The 14141-nt window shown below is 30.2% G+C and carries 12 protein-coding genes; all 12 read right to left on the minus strand.

Annotated features, from left to right (window positions below; translation table 11 throughout):
• Positions 1 to 1302 carry a tRNA (N(6)-L-threonylcarbamoyladenosine(37)-C(2))-methylthiotransferase MtaB gene (mtaB, locus tag EJL03_RS03355; protein ID WP_125152563.1) on the minus strand — a complete coding sequence of 434 codons (1302 nt, stop codon included), beginning with the start codon at positions 1300 to 1302 and terminating at the stop codon, positions 1 to 3.
• Positions 1302 to 2054, minus strand: a complete 753-nt coding sequence (locus EJL03_RS03360) for a 16S rRNA (uracil(1498)-N(3))-methyltransferase (RefSeq protein ID WP_125152564.1) — start codon at positions 2052 to 2054, stop codon at positions 1302 to 1304. Before EJL03_RS03360 ends, mtaB begins: the two co-directional genes overlap by 1 nt.
• A gap of 12 nt (positions 2055 to 2066) precedes the next feature.
• Positions 2067 to 3014, minus strand: a complete 948-nt coding sequence (prmA, locus tag EJL03_RS03365; RefSeq protein WP_125152565.1) for a 50S ribosomal protein L11 methyltransferase — start codon at positions 3012 to 3014, stop codon at positions 2067 to 2069.
• A 119-nt stretch (positions 3015 to 3133) separates the two neighbouring features.
• Complete coding sequence (gene dnaJ / locus EJL03_RS03370) at positions 3134 to 4261, minus strand: molecular chaperone DnaJ (RefSeq protein WP_125152566.1); 1128 nt, start codon at positions 4259 to 4261, stop codon at positions 3134 to 3136.
• A 161-nt stretch (positions 4262 to 4422) separates the two neighbouring features.
• Positions 4423 to 6279 (minus strand): molecular chaperone DnaK, encoded by a 1857-nt coding sequence (gene dnaK, locus EJL03_RS03375; protein ID WP_125152567.1) that lies wholly within the window; start codon positions 6277 to 6279, stop codon positions 4423 to 4425.
• Positions 6280 to 6361: 82 nt separating this feature from the next.
• Complete coding sequence (grpE, locus tag EJL03_RS03380; protein WP_125152568.1) at positions 6362 to 6961, minus strand: nucleotide exchange factor GrpE; 600 nt, start codon at positions 6959 to 6961, stop codon at positions 6362 to 6364.
• 61 nt (positions 6962 to 7022) lie between these two features.
• Positions 7023 to 8057, minus strand: a complete 1035-nt coding sequence (hrcA, locus tag EJL03_RS03385) for a heat-inducible transcriptional repressor HrcA (protein WP_125152569.1) — start codon at positions 8055 to 8057, stop codon at positions 7023 to 7025.
• A 194-nt stretch (positions 8058 to 8251) separates the two neighbouring features.
• Positions 8252 to 9388 (minus strand): radical SAM family heme chaperone HemW, encoded by a 1137-nt coding sequence (gene hemW, locus EJL03_RS03390; protein WP_125152570.1) that lies wholly within the window; start codon positions 9386 to 9388, stop codon positions 8252 to 8254.
• 100 nt (positions 9389 to 9488) lie between these two features.
• Positions 9489 to 11297 (minus strand): translation elongation factor 4, encoded by a 1809-nt coding sequence (gene lepA / locus EJL03_RS03395; protein ID WP_125152571.1) that lies wholly within the window; start codon positions 11295 to 11297, stop codon positions 9489 to 9491.
• Between the two features lie 122 nt (positions 11298 to 11419).
• Complete coding sequence (locus EJL03_RS03400) at positions 11420 to 11794, minus strand: hypothetical protein (RefSeq protein WP_125152572.1); 375 nt, start codon at positions 11792 to 11794, stop codon at positions 11420 to 11422.
• 88 nt (positions 11795 to 11882) lie between these two features.
• On the minus strand, positions 11883 to 12998 hold the full coding sequence (locus tag EJL03_RS03405; RefSeq protein WP_125152573.1) for a stage II sporulation protein P: 1116 nt from the start codon (positions 12996 to 12998) through the stop codon (positions 11883 to 11885).
• 80 nt (positions 12999 to 13078) lie between these two features.
• A complete protein-coding gene (gene gpr, locus EJL03_RS03410) occupies positions 13079 to 14053 on the minus strand; it encodes a GPR endopeptidase (RefSeq protein ID WP_125152574.1) in 975 nt (324 codons plus the stop codon).
• Positions 14054 to 14141 lie beyond the last annotated feature (88 nt).

Genomic DNA, 14141 nt, shown 5'->3' on the forward strand with positions numbered 1-14141 from the left:
CTATATAATAATTCCTTCTGAAAATCCCTCTTCTACTTTAACAACCGTTGTGTCTAATATTTTACCAGTGATATCTTCATTACATTTTGATATTACTTTTATATAATTTGGTGTATAACCTTCATAATAGCCCTCTTTATCATTATATGGTTGATCGTATAATACTTTTACCTTATCTCCTATAAATTTATTCATAAACTCTTTTTCATTTATCTTATTTAACTCTATAAGCTTATTGCTTCTTTCTTCTTTTATATTTCCATCTATTTGATCATTCATACTTGCAGCCCTTGTGCCTTCTCTAGGACTATATTTAAAAATATGCATCTTAGAAAGCTTAATGTCCTTAAGAAATTTATATGTTTCTTTAAACTCCTCATCAGTTTCCCCCGGAAAACCAACAATTATATCAGTAGTTATAGAGACATCAAGTATATTTTTTCTTAATGATTCAACTATTTTTTTATACTCCTTTGCCGTATAATGTCTATTCATTCTTTTTAAAATTTCATCACATCCACTTTGTAATGACAAATGAAAATGGGTACACAACTTATTTAACTTTGATACTCTTTGTATAACATCTTCAGTGAAAAATCTAGGGCCAATAGAGCCTATTCTAACCCGTTCTATCCCATCTACTTTATCTATTTCCTCTAATATCTTTACAAGGCCCCAATCTCCTTGTAAATCAACGCCATATGAGGATATCTGTATGCCTGATAAAATTATTTCTTTAAATCCATGTTGAGCAAGTTTTTTTACTTCATCTAATACTTTTTCAGGTGATTTACTACAAACAGGTCCTCTTGCAAAAGGTATTAAGCAATATGAACAAAAACTATTACAACCATCCTGTATTTTTAAAAATGCTCTTGTTCTATCTTGATACTCTTCTATATTAAGTTCTTCAAAAACACTATTCTTAAGAACATCCCTTACATCTACAATTTGCCTCTTTTCATCTACACTTCTCTTTACAAGTTCCACAATTTGGCCCTTATTTTTAGTACCTATTACCACATCCACTCCAGGTATCTTGGCTACCTTATCTGGAGCAACTTGTGAATAACACCCTGCTACAGCTATTACAGATTTATTATTAATTCTTCTCGCCCTTCCAATCATCTGTCTTGACTTTTTGTCTCCCATATTAGTTACAGTACAGGTATTTATAACATATATATCAGCATACTCATTAAAATCTACTATATTGTATCCTGCCTTTATAAACTTTTCAGTCATAGCTTCTGTCTCATATTGATTTACTCTACAACCAAGAGTAGTAAAAGCAACTTTCATTAAATATTTCCTCCTAAATCTCCTAATTCGTACATTAGCACTGAAACGGCTGTAAACCCAGCAGTCTCTGTTCTTAAAATTCTTGGACCCAAAGTTACTATATAAGCACCCAAATTTTTTAATAAATAAATTTCTTCTTCTTCAAATCCACCTTCTGGACCTATTATAACTGCTATATTTTTTATGCTTTTATTTTCTATATTCTTTATAACATTTTTTATGCCATAGCCTTCCTCATTCTCATAAGGGACAATTACTAAATCCATTTTTTTTAGTTTCTCTAAAAGAGAAGAAAATTTAATAGGCAAATTAATTGTAGGTATTATGCTTCTTTTACACTGTTTACAAGCCTCTAAAGCAATTTTTTCAAGTCTATCAATCTTTTTGAATTCTCCCTGTTCACCCTTAACAATAACTCTATCAGTTATTATAGGTGTTATTTCTTTCACACCTAACTCACAATTTTTTTGAACAATTAAATCCATTTTACTTGATTTAGGCATCCCCTGAAAAAGATACATGTTTATAGGGCTTTCATTGTTTATTTCTAAGCTTTCTTTTAATTTTACTTTTACCTCTTTTTTATCAATGCTATATATTTCTCCTAAAAACTCTTCTCCATTACAATTATTTACACCAATAATTGTACCTTCACTAAGTCTTAATACTTTATATATATGCCTTACATCATCACCAGTAATTACAACTTCATCATTAATAATATTATCATAAGGTACAAAAAATTTATGCATAGTTTCCACTCCTTAATTTAGTTTTGATACTACACAAACCCATTCACCATCAACATTTACCTCTTCTATGATAAACCCACAACTTTCAAGTTTTGAAATTACTTCGTCTTTTCTGTCCTTAATAATACCTGATGATATAAAATATCCACCTTCTTTAATAAAGGCCTTAACATCTTGTGCTAATAGTATTATTATATCCGCTATTATATTTGCTACAACTATATTTACCTTTCCTTCTACAACCTCCATTAAATTGCCATGAAGTATCTCTATATTATCTAAAGTATTAAGTGCAACATTTTCCTTAGCAGATTCTACTGCCACTGGATCTAAGTCTACACCAATTACTTTTTTAGCTTCAAGTTTTGCTGCAGAAATAGCAAGTATGCCTGAACCTGTCCCTATATCAAAAACTGTGGTATCTTTACTTACATATTTTTCTAATGCTTTTATACACATTCTTGTAGTTTCATGAGTTCCTGTTCCAAAAGCCATTCCCGGATCTAAGTCTATTACTATCTCATCTTCTTTTTCCTTATAAGGTTCCCATATAGGTCGGACTATAACTTTATTCCCAACCTTTGTAGGCTTATAATATTTTTTCCAATTATTTTCCCAATCCTGTTCATTTACTTTGGAATATGTAACTAGTCCTTTACCTTTATTTATACCAAAATTATGTAATTCTTCAATGCTCTCTTTTATATATTTAATGTATCCTTTAAAACTTTCATCCTCTTTATAATATCCTTTTATTATGGCTCCATCCTTAATTTGGAGTAAATTTTCATCAAAATAATCCCAGTCCCCTGGATGTTTCTTTTTAAATTCAACATCTTCTGGATCTTCAATAGATACCCCTTTAACCCCTGTATTATATAATATGCCTGATACAGCCTCTACTGCCTCACTGCTTGTAATTATAGTAACTTCTATCCAATCTTTTTCTGTGTTTTTCATTACATTTCCTCCAATCACTTTTCCCTTGCTAATTATACATTATAACCCATAACTTTTGAATAAATCAAATAAAAAGAATTTGCCTTCCTTAAGGTTAGGAGGGCAAATTCTCATTAATGTTATTTAAAATTTTTCTTTATTTTTTCAAAAAAACTTGCTTTTTCTGAAGGTTCAATTTCTCCACTTGCTTCCATAAAAGCTAATATTGCGTCTCTCTGTTTATGATTTAATGTTTTAGGTATATCCACAACTATTTGAACATATTGATTTCCTCTTCCTCTTCCATTAACATATGGTACACCTTTTCCTTTTAATCTAAATACAGTTCCTGGTTGAGTTCCTGCTGGCACCTCATATTTCACTTCTCCATCTATAGTCTGAACCTTAAGTTCAGTACCAAGAGTAGCCTTAGAGAAACTTATATGTTCATCTATATAGATGTCATTTCCTTTTCTTTTAAATATTTCATGAGGAGCTACTCTTATATTAACATATAAGTCACCTGACGGACCACCATTTGTTCCAGCTTCTCCTTGTCCTCTTATAGGAATCACATTACCTGTATCTACACCTGCTGGTATATTAACTTTTATACTCTTTCTTTTTCTTATAGTACCTTTTCCTTTGCACTGTGGACATGGATTAGAGATAACACTTCCTTTACCTCCACACATATCACAAGTGTTTACACTTACAAAACTTCCAAATGGTGTGTTTCTCTGAGTTTTTACTTGGCCTGTTCCACCACATTTAGAACATGTTTTTGCACTACTTCCTGGCTTAGCTCCAGTTCCTGAACAAGTGCCACATTTTTCACTTTTAGTAAGACTAACTTCTTTTTCAGCTCCAAATACTGCTTCCTCAAAGGTTAAATTTATTGTATATTCTACATCCTCACCCCTTTGAGGACCGTTTCTTCTCTTTCCACCTGTAAAACCACCACCAAAAAAGGATCCAAAGATATCTCCAAAATCTAAATCTGAAAAGTCAAATCCACCAAATCCACCATCAAAACCGGAACCATTAAAATCAGTAGTACCGAATTGGTCATATTGAGATTTTTTTTGTGGATCTGATAATACTTGATATGCTTCATTTATTTCTTTAAATCTTTCTTCAGCCTCTTTATTCCCAGCGTTTTTATCTGGATGGTATTTTATTGCTAGTTTTCTAAAAGCTTTTTTTATTTCATCCTCACTTGCACCTTTTTGTAGTCCAAGAATCTCATAATAATCTTTATTTGCCATCCTTTCACCACCTAATACTTAATTATACAATAAATTAGAAATTCATTCCTCTTTATTACTATTAACTTAAAATTAAGGGAAGAGTCTAAACTCATCCCTTAATCCTTGAATTTTCTCAACTATAATATTATACACTATTTATGCTGATTTAGTTAATATAATTATTTATCATCTTCTACCTTGTAATCTGCATCTACTACATTATCATCTTGGTTACCTGCTGCCTCTTGATTTGGTCCTCCCATATTATTTGGATCAAATCCTTCTGCCCCTTGGGCTCCTGCTGATTCTTGGTAAATTTTTGATGAAATTGCATAAAATGCTTGAGTTAAATCTTCAGTAGCTTTTTTTATAGCTTCTAAATCTTCACCATCTTTTACAGATTTAAGAGCATTTAATTTTTCCTCTATAGTTTTCTTATCTTCATCAGATACCTTATCTTTTAGTTCTTCTAATGTCTTTTCTGTCTGATAAACAACCTGATCAGCATTGTTTTTAACTTCTATTGATTCTTTTCTCTTCTTATCCTCTTCTTCAAACTTCTTAGCATCATTAACTGCCTTATCTATTTCATCATCTGATAAATTAGTTGAAGCTGTGATTGTAATATTAGCTTCCTTTCCTGTTCCTTTATCCTTAGCAGAAACATTTACTATACCATTTGCATCTATATCGAAAGTTACTTCTATTTGTGGAATACCTCTTGGTGCTGGAGCTATTCCTGATAAAGTAAATCTTCCTAGAGTCTTGTTATCTGCTGCCATTTGTCTTTCACCCTGAACTACATGAATTTCAACTGAAGTCTGACCATCTGCAGCTGTTGAGAATACTTGACTCTTTCTTGTTGGAATAGTTGTATTTCTTTCTATTAATGGAGTAGCAACTCCACCTAAAGTTTCAATTCCAAGAGTTAATGGTGTTACATCTAGAAGTAATACATCCTTAACATCTCCTGTTAAAACACCTGCTTGAATTGCAGCACCCACGGCAACACATTCATCCGGATTAACTCCCTTTGAAGGATCTTTTCCTGTAAACTCTTTAACAGCATCTTGAACTGCAGGTATTCTTGTTGAACCACCTACAAGTAAAACTTTGTCTATCTCATTTATAGAAAGACCTGCATCATTTAATGATTTCTTCATTGGCTCTAAAGTAGCCTGAACTAAATCATGAGTTAACTCATTAAACTTAGCTCTTGTTAAATTCATATCTATGTGCTTTGGTCCTGTTGCATCAGCTGTTATAAAAGGTAAATTTATATTTGTTTGCATTGATGATGATAATTCTATTTTAGCTTTTTCTGCAGCTTCCTTTAATCTCTGAAGAGCCATTTTATCATTTCTTAAATCTATTCCATTTTCAGCTTTAAATGTTTCAGCTATATAATCCATAACTTTCTGGTCAAAATCATCTCCACCTAATTTAGTGTTACCATTTGTTGCTTTAACTTCAAATACTCCATCACCTAATTCAAGTATTGATACATCAAATGTTCCTCCACCTAAATCATAAACAAATATCTTTTGGTTCTTATCCATTTTGTCTAATCCATAAGCAAGAGCTGCAGCTGTTGGTTCGTTTATTATTCTTAAAACTTCAAGCCCTGCTATTTTTCCAGCATCTTTAGTGGCCTGTCTTTGGCTATCATTAAAATAAGCTGGTACTGTTATTACAGCTTGAGTTACTTTTTCTCCAAGATAGCTTTCAGCATCTGCTTTTAATTTTTGAAGTACCATTGCTGAAATTTCTTGAGGGGTAAATTCCTTACCATCTATATCCACTTTGTGATTTGTTCCCATATGTCTTTTTATTGATATTATAGTCTTATCTGGATTAGTTATAGCCTGTCTTTTTGCTACTTGCCCAACTAATCTTTCTCCATTAGCCTGAAAAGATACAACAGATGGTGTTGTTCTTGCTCCTTCTGAGTTAGTAATAACTACAGGTTCTCCACCTTCCATAACTGATACACATGAATTTGTAGTACCTAAATCGATACCTATTACTTTTGCCATATTTAACTACCTCCTTAAGTTCCTTTCACCTTAATTTATCCTTTTAGGACTAAAAATATATATTAAATAGAAGTTTTCTATTTTAATTAGCTACTTTAACCATACTAAATCTTATAACTTTTTCTCCTCTTTTAAATCCCTTTTGAAATACCTCTGCTACTTGATTTACATCATAACTTTCATCTTCTATATGCATCACAGCATTATGAAAATTAGGATCAAATCCTTCCTCAGTTGAGATTTCTTCAACTTTTAAATTTTCCAAAGCATCATAGAACTGTTTAACTGTCATTTCAACACCTTTTTTGATATCTTCCATAGTTCCATCAGCTAATAATGCTCTTTCTAAATTATCAAGTACTGGTAACATTTCTTTTAATACATCCTCGCAAGCATCTGAATATATACCTTCTTTTTCTTTAGCTGTTCTCTTTCTATAATTGTCATATTCCGCTGTTACTCTTGTTAGTCTGTCTTTTAAAGTATTTAATTCATTATTCAATTTCTCATTTTTATCCTTTAAAGTATTTTTTTCTTCATTTAATTTTTCTACTTCATTATCTATATTTTCAAATTCATGCTCTTCTTTTACCTCTGCTTCATCCAAAGTTTCCTCATTTTCTACTTTTTCATCATCAAAAACATCCTTTAAATCTTTATCCTTATTTTTTTCCTCTGCCATGCTAACATGCCTCCATTCTAACTTTTTTATATTTAAAAAGGACCACAAAACCTAATTATTTCTATTCATCTTTAAATTCTTCATTTAATATATTATTGACTTCACCAATTATTTTTCCAAGCATTGATACAACCCTAGAGTATTTCATCCTTGTTGGTCCAATAACCCCTATAGTTCCAAGAGGTCTATTTTTCAAACTATATACAGCAGTTATAACGCTACAGTCCCTTGCATCTTCTAGAAAATTCTCTTCTCCAATTCTTATACTTATACGATCAGTACTATTAATTAAGTTTTTAACCTTATCCTTATTATCAATTAAAGCTAAAAAATCTTTAGCCTTTTTTATATCGTTATATTCTGGATAATTGAATATATTTGTAGTTCCTTCCATATATATATCACAATTATCTATACTATTTAAACTTTCATAAAGTACTGGTATAATAGCATCAAATATATCTTCATATCCTTTTAAATCTATTTTTAAAGCATTTATAACTTCTAAATTAATTTGTTCTATAGTCAAATTATTGAGTCTTGCATTTAATATGTTAGTTAATTTTAATAATATATCTGTATCTGCAGGTTTCTTTAATTTTACTAAACTATTCTTTATAATTCCTGTATCAGCTATTATTACTATTAAAATATTATTTCCATCAACATTAATTAATTGAATGGATTTTATACAACTTCTTCTACCTGAATAAGACTTAACTATACAAGTGAGTCTTGTTAACTCAGCTAATATATTAGTAGCCTGTTTTATTACTTTATCCATTTCATATAATGCTGATTTTAAAATATGTGTTCTTATTATTTCCTCTTCTATAGGTGATAAACTTTGTATTTCCATAAGATTATCCACATATAATCTATACCCTTTATCTGATGGCTTTCTACCTGAAGAACTATGCAATTGTTCTAAATAACCCATTTCTTCCAAATCTGCCATTTCATTTCTAATGGTTGCAGAGCTTACTCCTAAGTCATACTTTTTAGCTATGGTCCTGGACCCTACAGGCTCAGCAGTGTCAATGTAATCATTAATTATAGCCTGAAGTATTCTTATTTTCCTTTCATCCATTTCCATAAAATCACCTCTTTTATTAGCACTCGCTCTTGTTGAGTGCTAACTACTATGATTAAAAAATATCATTCTATCTGATATTTGTCAACTATATTAAATAATTAATAGTAGCATTTAAACACATATAAAACATTTATAATAGTTTCTAATGCTATTTTCTCAAAAAAACTATGATTCTCTCAAAAATACTACTATAATTAATTTAATATAAAATCACACATTATTCTATTAGATACTTGTATGCCTTCCTCTGACAAAGATAAACTATTATTATTATTTATCAGCAATCCATTATTTAAATATTTTTCTATTGTATTCCCATATATTTCATATATGTCTAGTTTAAATCTTTTTTGAAATTCCTCAATATTTATACCTTTAATTTTTCTAAGCCCCATAAACATGAATTCCTCCATACTTTCTTTTGTAGAATTTTTATGTTCTTCTAGATTTATATTTTTATTAGCTTTTACATTTATTATATACTCTTCTATATTATCTGTATGTTTATATCTTAATCCATCTAAAAATGAATGAGCTGCACTTCCGCAACCTATATAATCTTTTGTATCCCAATACACTAAATTATGAATACATTCTTTATTAGGAATTGAAAAATTTGATATTTCATATTGATAATATCCCTTATCCTTTAAAAAATCCACACAATATTTATACATTTCACGTTCTATTTCTTCATTAGGTAATTCTAATTTATTTTCTTCATACATTTTATAAAATGGGGTACCTTCTTCAATAATTAAACTATAGCAAGAAATATGTTCTGGTTTTAAATCCACAACATTTCTTAAAGTTTCTTTCCATTTTTTCATATTCTGTCCTGGTAAACCAAACATAATGTCTATATTTATGTTATTAAAGCCTATGATTCTAGCTTTATTATACCCTTCCAAAAAATCCTTTATACTATGAACTCTTCCTATTTTATTCAATATCTCATCTTGCCAAGCTTGTAACCCTATACTAAGTCTATTAACTCCTAACTCTTTTAAGCAAATTAATTTATTATAATCTACGGTTCCTGGGTTTACCTCAACAGTAAATTCAATATTTTTAGTTTTTTCTAATTTATCTATAGGTTTTTTTAACATATTTAAATGCTTAATATCTAAATATGTAGGGGTACCTCCACCTATAAATATGCTTTTAATTTTAGTGTTTTTTATAGAATATAATTCCTTACATAATGCTTCAATATATTCAAACATTAAATCTTCCTTATTACAATGAGATGGAAAATCACAATATAAACATTTTTGTTTGCAAAAGGGTATATGAATATATAAAGCAATTTCTTTATTTGTATATTTCATTTTGAATAATTCTCCCTTAGTTATAAAAATTTTATGTAATAGGTAAAAGTGAAGATAAAATAGATATCATACCATTTCCTCTTCACTCTTCATATTTAAACTATTCTTCCGTTTTAAGAACTGCCATAAATGCCTCCTGTGGCACTTCAACAGATCCAATCTGTCTCATTCTCTTCTTACCTTCTTTTTGTTTCTCTAATAATTTTCTTTTTCTAGATATATCCCCACCATAGCATTTAGCTAAAACATCTTTTCTAAGAGCCTTTACCGTCTCCCTTGCTATTACTTTTGACCCTACTGCTGCCTGAATTGGTATTTCAAACATTTGTCTTGGAATTAATTCTTTTAACTTTTCAGCCATATTTCTTCCTCTAAAATAAGCTCTTTCTTTAGGTACTATCATGGACAAAGCATCTACCATATCTCCATTTAATAATATATCAAGCTTAACAAGTTCTGCTTCTTTGTAACCTTTAAGTTCATAGTCAAGGGATGCATATCCTCTACTTCTTGATTTTAATACATCAAAGAAATCATATATTATCTCATTTAAAGGTATATCATAATTTAAAACTACTCTAGTAGTTTCAATATACTGCATATCTTTGAATACTCCCCTTCTATTTTGGCATAGTTCCATTATTGGTCCAACATAGTCAGATGGAGTTATAATAGAAGCTTTTACTAAAGGTTCTTCCATATAGTCTATTTCCGAAGGATCTGGTAAATTAGCTGGATTAGTAATTTCTAATACTTCTCCATCAGTTTTCCCTATTCTATAGACAACAGATGGTGCTGTAGTAATAATTTCTAAGTTAAATTCTCTTTCAATTCTTTCCTGAATAATATCCATATGTAATAATCCTAAAAAACCACATCTAAACCCAAATCCTAGTGCTATTGAAGTTTCAGGTTCAAAGGACAAAGCTGCATCATTGATTTGCAATTTTTCAAGGGATTCTTTCAGTTCCTCATATTTTGCCCCATCTACAGGATATATTCCACTAAATACCATTGGTACCGCTGGTCTATAGCCAGATAATGCTTTATCTGCAGATCTATTTGCTTCTGTTATAGTATCTCCTACTCTAGCATCCCTAACATTTTTTATTGATGCTGTAATATAACCAACATCTCCAGCTCTAAGTTCATCAACTTTCATATATTGTGGAACAAAAACTCCTACTTCTGTAACTTCATAAACCTTCCCTGTTGCCATTAGCTTTATTTTAGTTCCAGGTTTTACCACACCTTCTTTTATTCTAACATAGGAAACTACTCCCTTATAGCTATCATAATAGGAATCAAAAATCAAAGCCTTTAGTGGTGCATCTTCATCCCCTTGCGGTGCTGGGACTTTAGCAACCACCGCTTCTAAAACATCCTGGATATTTAATCCTGTCTTAGCTGATACTAGTGGTGCATCAGATGCTTCTATTCCTATAACATCCTCAATTTCTTTTTTTATATCATCCGGTCTTGCACTAGGTAAATCTATCTTATTTATAACTGGAACTATCTCTAAATCATGATCTAAGGCTAGATAACAGTTAGCCAAAGTTTGCGCTTGTATACCTTGAGTAGCATCAACTACCAATATAGCCCCTTCACAAGCGGCTAAACTTCTTGACACCTCATAATTAAAATCTACATGACCTGGGGTATCTATTAAATTTAATATGTATTCCTCTCCATTAGGTCTTTTATATATAAGTCTAGCCGCTTGAGATTTTATTGTTATGCCTCTTTCTTTCTCAAGTTCCATAGTATCAAGGGTTTGTTCATCCATTTCTCTTTGTGTTAATGTTCCCGTCTTTTCTAATAATCTATCTGCAAGTGTTGATTTACCATGATCTATATGTGCAACTATTGAAAAATTTCTTATATGTTTTTGTCTTTCGCTCTGCATGAATTTTACCTCCATTGTACAATAATTCAAACTAAATTATAGCATATGTTTAAGGTGATATGTCAATATTTATAGCCGCTATTTTATGCAAAGCATATACTTATATAATAAATTCCATTTTTTTAATTAGATTTACGAAGAATATCTTTGGTTTTTTCTTTTAACCTATCTGAGATATTAACTAATGTCTCTTTAGTTTCCTCAGTAGAAAGTATCACTCTATTCTTAAATCCATCACTTTTATTTTTTATATTACTAAAAACTCCATTTAGAAAATTATTCATATAATTTTTAATGTTATCAATTGATTTTTTATTTATATAAAATATATACTTATCTGTTTCAAACGTTAAGTTAAAAGGTTTTGTATTATAAATAACCTTAAATTTCGAATTGTCTTTTATAAAATTAGGTAAAGTACTGCTTACCTTAATAGCTCCTATAAATATAACTATAAAAAACACTACCAATAATCTTAATACAGTTTTTTTCTTCATAAAAAGAACACCCCTAATTTAAATCCTAATAGATTCTCATAACTATCTATTATTTATTATAAGGATGTCCTTTCTAATTACCTTTTATTCACTTTTTCCCATTCATGTGTTCTGCTATTATTCTTGCCATATATTTAGCGGAATTTTTAGCCTCATCAAAAGTATTTATATGAGAACCCCATTCAATCAATATAGAATTATTACTTTTATTTTGATGATAAAAACTTACACCGTGTTGACGGTATAATATTCCCCTACAAAAGTTTGGATAAAGTTTATTAGATATATTCATCATACTATTTACGTGAGTCATATTATTTTTAAAATGAGGATTCTTACTTGCCATAACAAACATAAATTTCGCCACATTTTCTCCATTTAACTTTGTAGTAACAGCAGTTTTATTTTCTACAGAATCCCTATGTAAATCTATTACAAGCTTAAAATCTCCATACTTTTTCAAATATTTATCTACCGTTACACCAGATCTTTTATAACTTTGCGTATAAGCATTAGCGTCATGTACTGTTTTGTCATGAATTACTGATATACCATAGTTCTCCTCAAGCTGATGGGCTAGTTCATCACCTATAGCACATATATTCTTACTAGGATCTAAACTGCTTACATTTTCTGGTTTATAACTTTCACAAGTGTGCGTATGATATATAAACACTTCAGGTTTTGCTTTATTTATTTGTTTTTTTAAATTAGGTTCATATACGTTAACAGTCTTATTAGGTAGATTTACATCCTTTGTTTTATCTCCTCCATTTTTAGATACAGACTTATCATTTAATTTAAAAGAATTAAATAATGTATCTGTAGACTCTCCTCTAGCAGTAAGTTGTCCATCTTTATCTGTTTTCATACAAGATATTTCCTTACCAATTAAGGACTCAGGATTATATATATCTATTCCAAATAATTTTAACGTTTCCCTTTTAAATGAATATCTATTCTCCCCTATATCCGCTTCATCAAATACCGTAGCTTTTACCAGTGGGAAACTGCTATTTAATACTTGTACATAAAACATGTCTCCTCTAGCACTTTCCTCTTCATTATTAGCCTTTACTGCAAAAGGTATTGTAATAAATACAATAAACCACACAAAAATTATAAGCATATAAGGTTTAAATCTATTTCTTTTTCTCTTCCAGTAACTTATGATATGCTTTTCTTTAAGTTTTTTAAAATCCATAGTATACCCCCTCATAAGTTTATGCATATTAAATTATATGAGGGGTCTTTATTTTTTATACTATTAACTATATTATTATCTTAATTTAAATAGCTATTTATTTGCTTTAACTCTAAGGCTGGTTGAAGTGCTATATTTATTCCCGTGGAAATTACTTTAGAAACACTATCTATAACACTATCCACATCCTTTGGAGTTACCATTAAATTCCCAACATATGGATTTAGTATTTCTTCTATCATTCTTTGTTTTTCATTCCTATCTAATTGATTTAACATGTCATAAAACTTTCCTCCTGTTTTAGCATGTTTTATCATTTCATCTAATACCAAATCAATAGTATCATTTGCAATTGTTGCTGCATCTACAACAGTTGGTACTCCAATTGCAATTACAGGAATTCCTAAAGTCTTTTCACTTATTTCCATTCTTTTATTTCCAACCCCAGCTCCTGGAGATATACCTGTATTTCCAATTTGGATAGTTCTGTTAATCCTTTCAAGTCTTCTAGATGCCAGAGCATCTATACATATTATTAAATTAGGTTTTATTTTATTTACAATAGCTTTAATTATTTCTCCTGTTTCTATACCTGTAAGACCTAGCACTCCCGGCGCCATAGCACATACAGGTCTTATCCCTTCATCTATGCTATCTGGTATAAGCTGTTTTAAATGTCTTGTTATCATAAGTTTTTCCACAACCTTTGGTCCCAATGCATCTGGTGTAACATGCCAATTTCCAAGCCCTACCACCATAGCAGTCATACTATCATCTAGTTTTATCAAAGGAGATATCGCTTTAGCTAATACTCTACTTACATCTTCCATATACTCTTGATCGTAACCAGTAAGTTCAGGGATTTCCATAGTTATGTAATTCCCCTTAGGTTTGCCCATAATTTTTTCCCCTTCATCACTTACAATTTTTACATCTGTTACTTTTATAAAACCATCTCTAAATTCATTCATTTCTACACCAGGTATTTTGCCCTTATTTTTTTCCTCATATATTTCCTTTGCTTCAACAGCTAAATCCGTTCTAATACTTACCATACAGTTCCTTCCCTTCCATACCTATTTTGTCTTATTGTTCCCTAAATATAATATTCATATTCCTCTAAATAAAAGACAAAATCTACTT

Source organism: Clostridium rectalis, assembly GCF_900626095.1.
In the GTDB taxonomy this organism is placed as follows: domain Bacteria; phylum Bacillota; class Clostridia; order Clostridiales; family Clostridiaceae; genus Clostridium_AS; species Clostridium_AS rectalis.

Excerpts from the sequence above, each read along its gene's own strand:
- dnaJ (WP_125152566.1), bottom strand. The coding sequence starts at position 4,261 with ATGGCAAATAAAGATTATTATGAGATTCTTGGACTACAAAAAGGTGCA.
- prmA (WP_125152565.1), bottom strand. The coding sequence starts at position 3,014 with ATGAAAAACACAGAAAAAGATTGGATAGAAGTTACTATAATTACAAGC.
- lepA (WP_125152571.1), bottom strand. The coding sequence starts at position 11,297 with ATGCAGAGCGAAAGACAAAAACATATAAGAAATTTTTCAATAGTTGCA.
- EJL03_RS03400 (WP_125152572.1), bottom strand. The coding sequence starts at position 11,794 with ATGAAGAAAAAAACTGTATTAAGATTATTGGTAGTGTTTTTTATAGTT.
- gpr (WP_125152574.1), bottom strand. The coding sequence starts at position 14,053 with ATGGTAAGTATTAGAACGGATTTAGCTGTTGAAGCAAAGGAAATATAT.
- grpE (WP_125152568.1), bottom strand. The coding sequence starts at position 6,961 with ATGGCAGAGGAAAAAAATAAGGATAAAGATTTAAAGGATGTTTTTGAT.
- hrcA (WP_125152569.1), bottom strand. The coding sequence starts at position 8,057 with ATGGAAATGGATGAAAGGAAAATAAGAATACTTCAGGCTATAATTAAT.
- mtaB (WP_125152563.1), bottom strand. The coding sequence starts at position 1,302 with ATGAAAGTTGCTTTTACTACTCTTGGTTGTAGAGTAAATCAATATGAG.
- EJL03_RS03405 (WP_125152573.1), bottom strand. The coding sequence starts at position 12,998 with ATGGATTTTAAAAAACTTAAAGAAAAGCATATCATAAGTTACTGGAAG.
- hemW (WP_125152570.1), bottom strand. The coding sequence starts at position 9,388 with ATGAAATATACAAATAAAGAAATTGCTTTATATATTCATATACCCTTT.
- dnaK (WP_125152567.1), bottom strand. The coding sequence starts at position 6,279 with ATGGCAAAAGTAATAGGTATCGATTTAGGTACTACAAATTCATGTGTA.
- EJL03_RS03360 (WP_125152564.1), bottom strand. The coding sequence starts at position 2,054 with ATGCATAAATTTTTTGTACCTTATGATAATATTATTAATGATGAAGTT.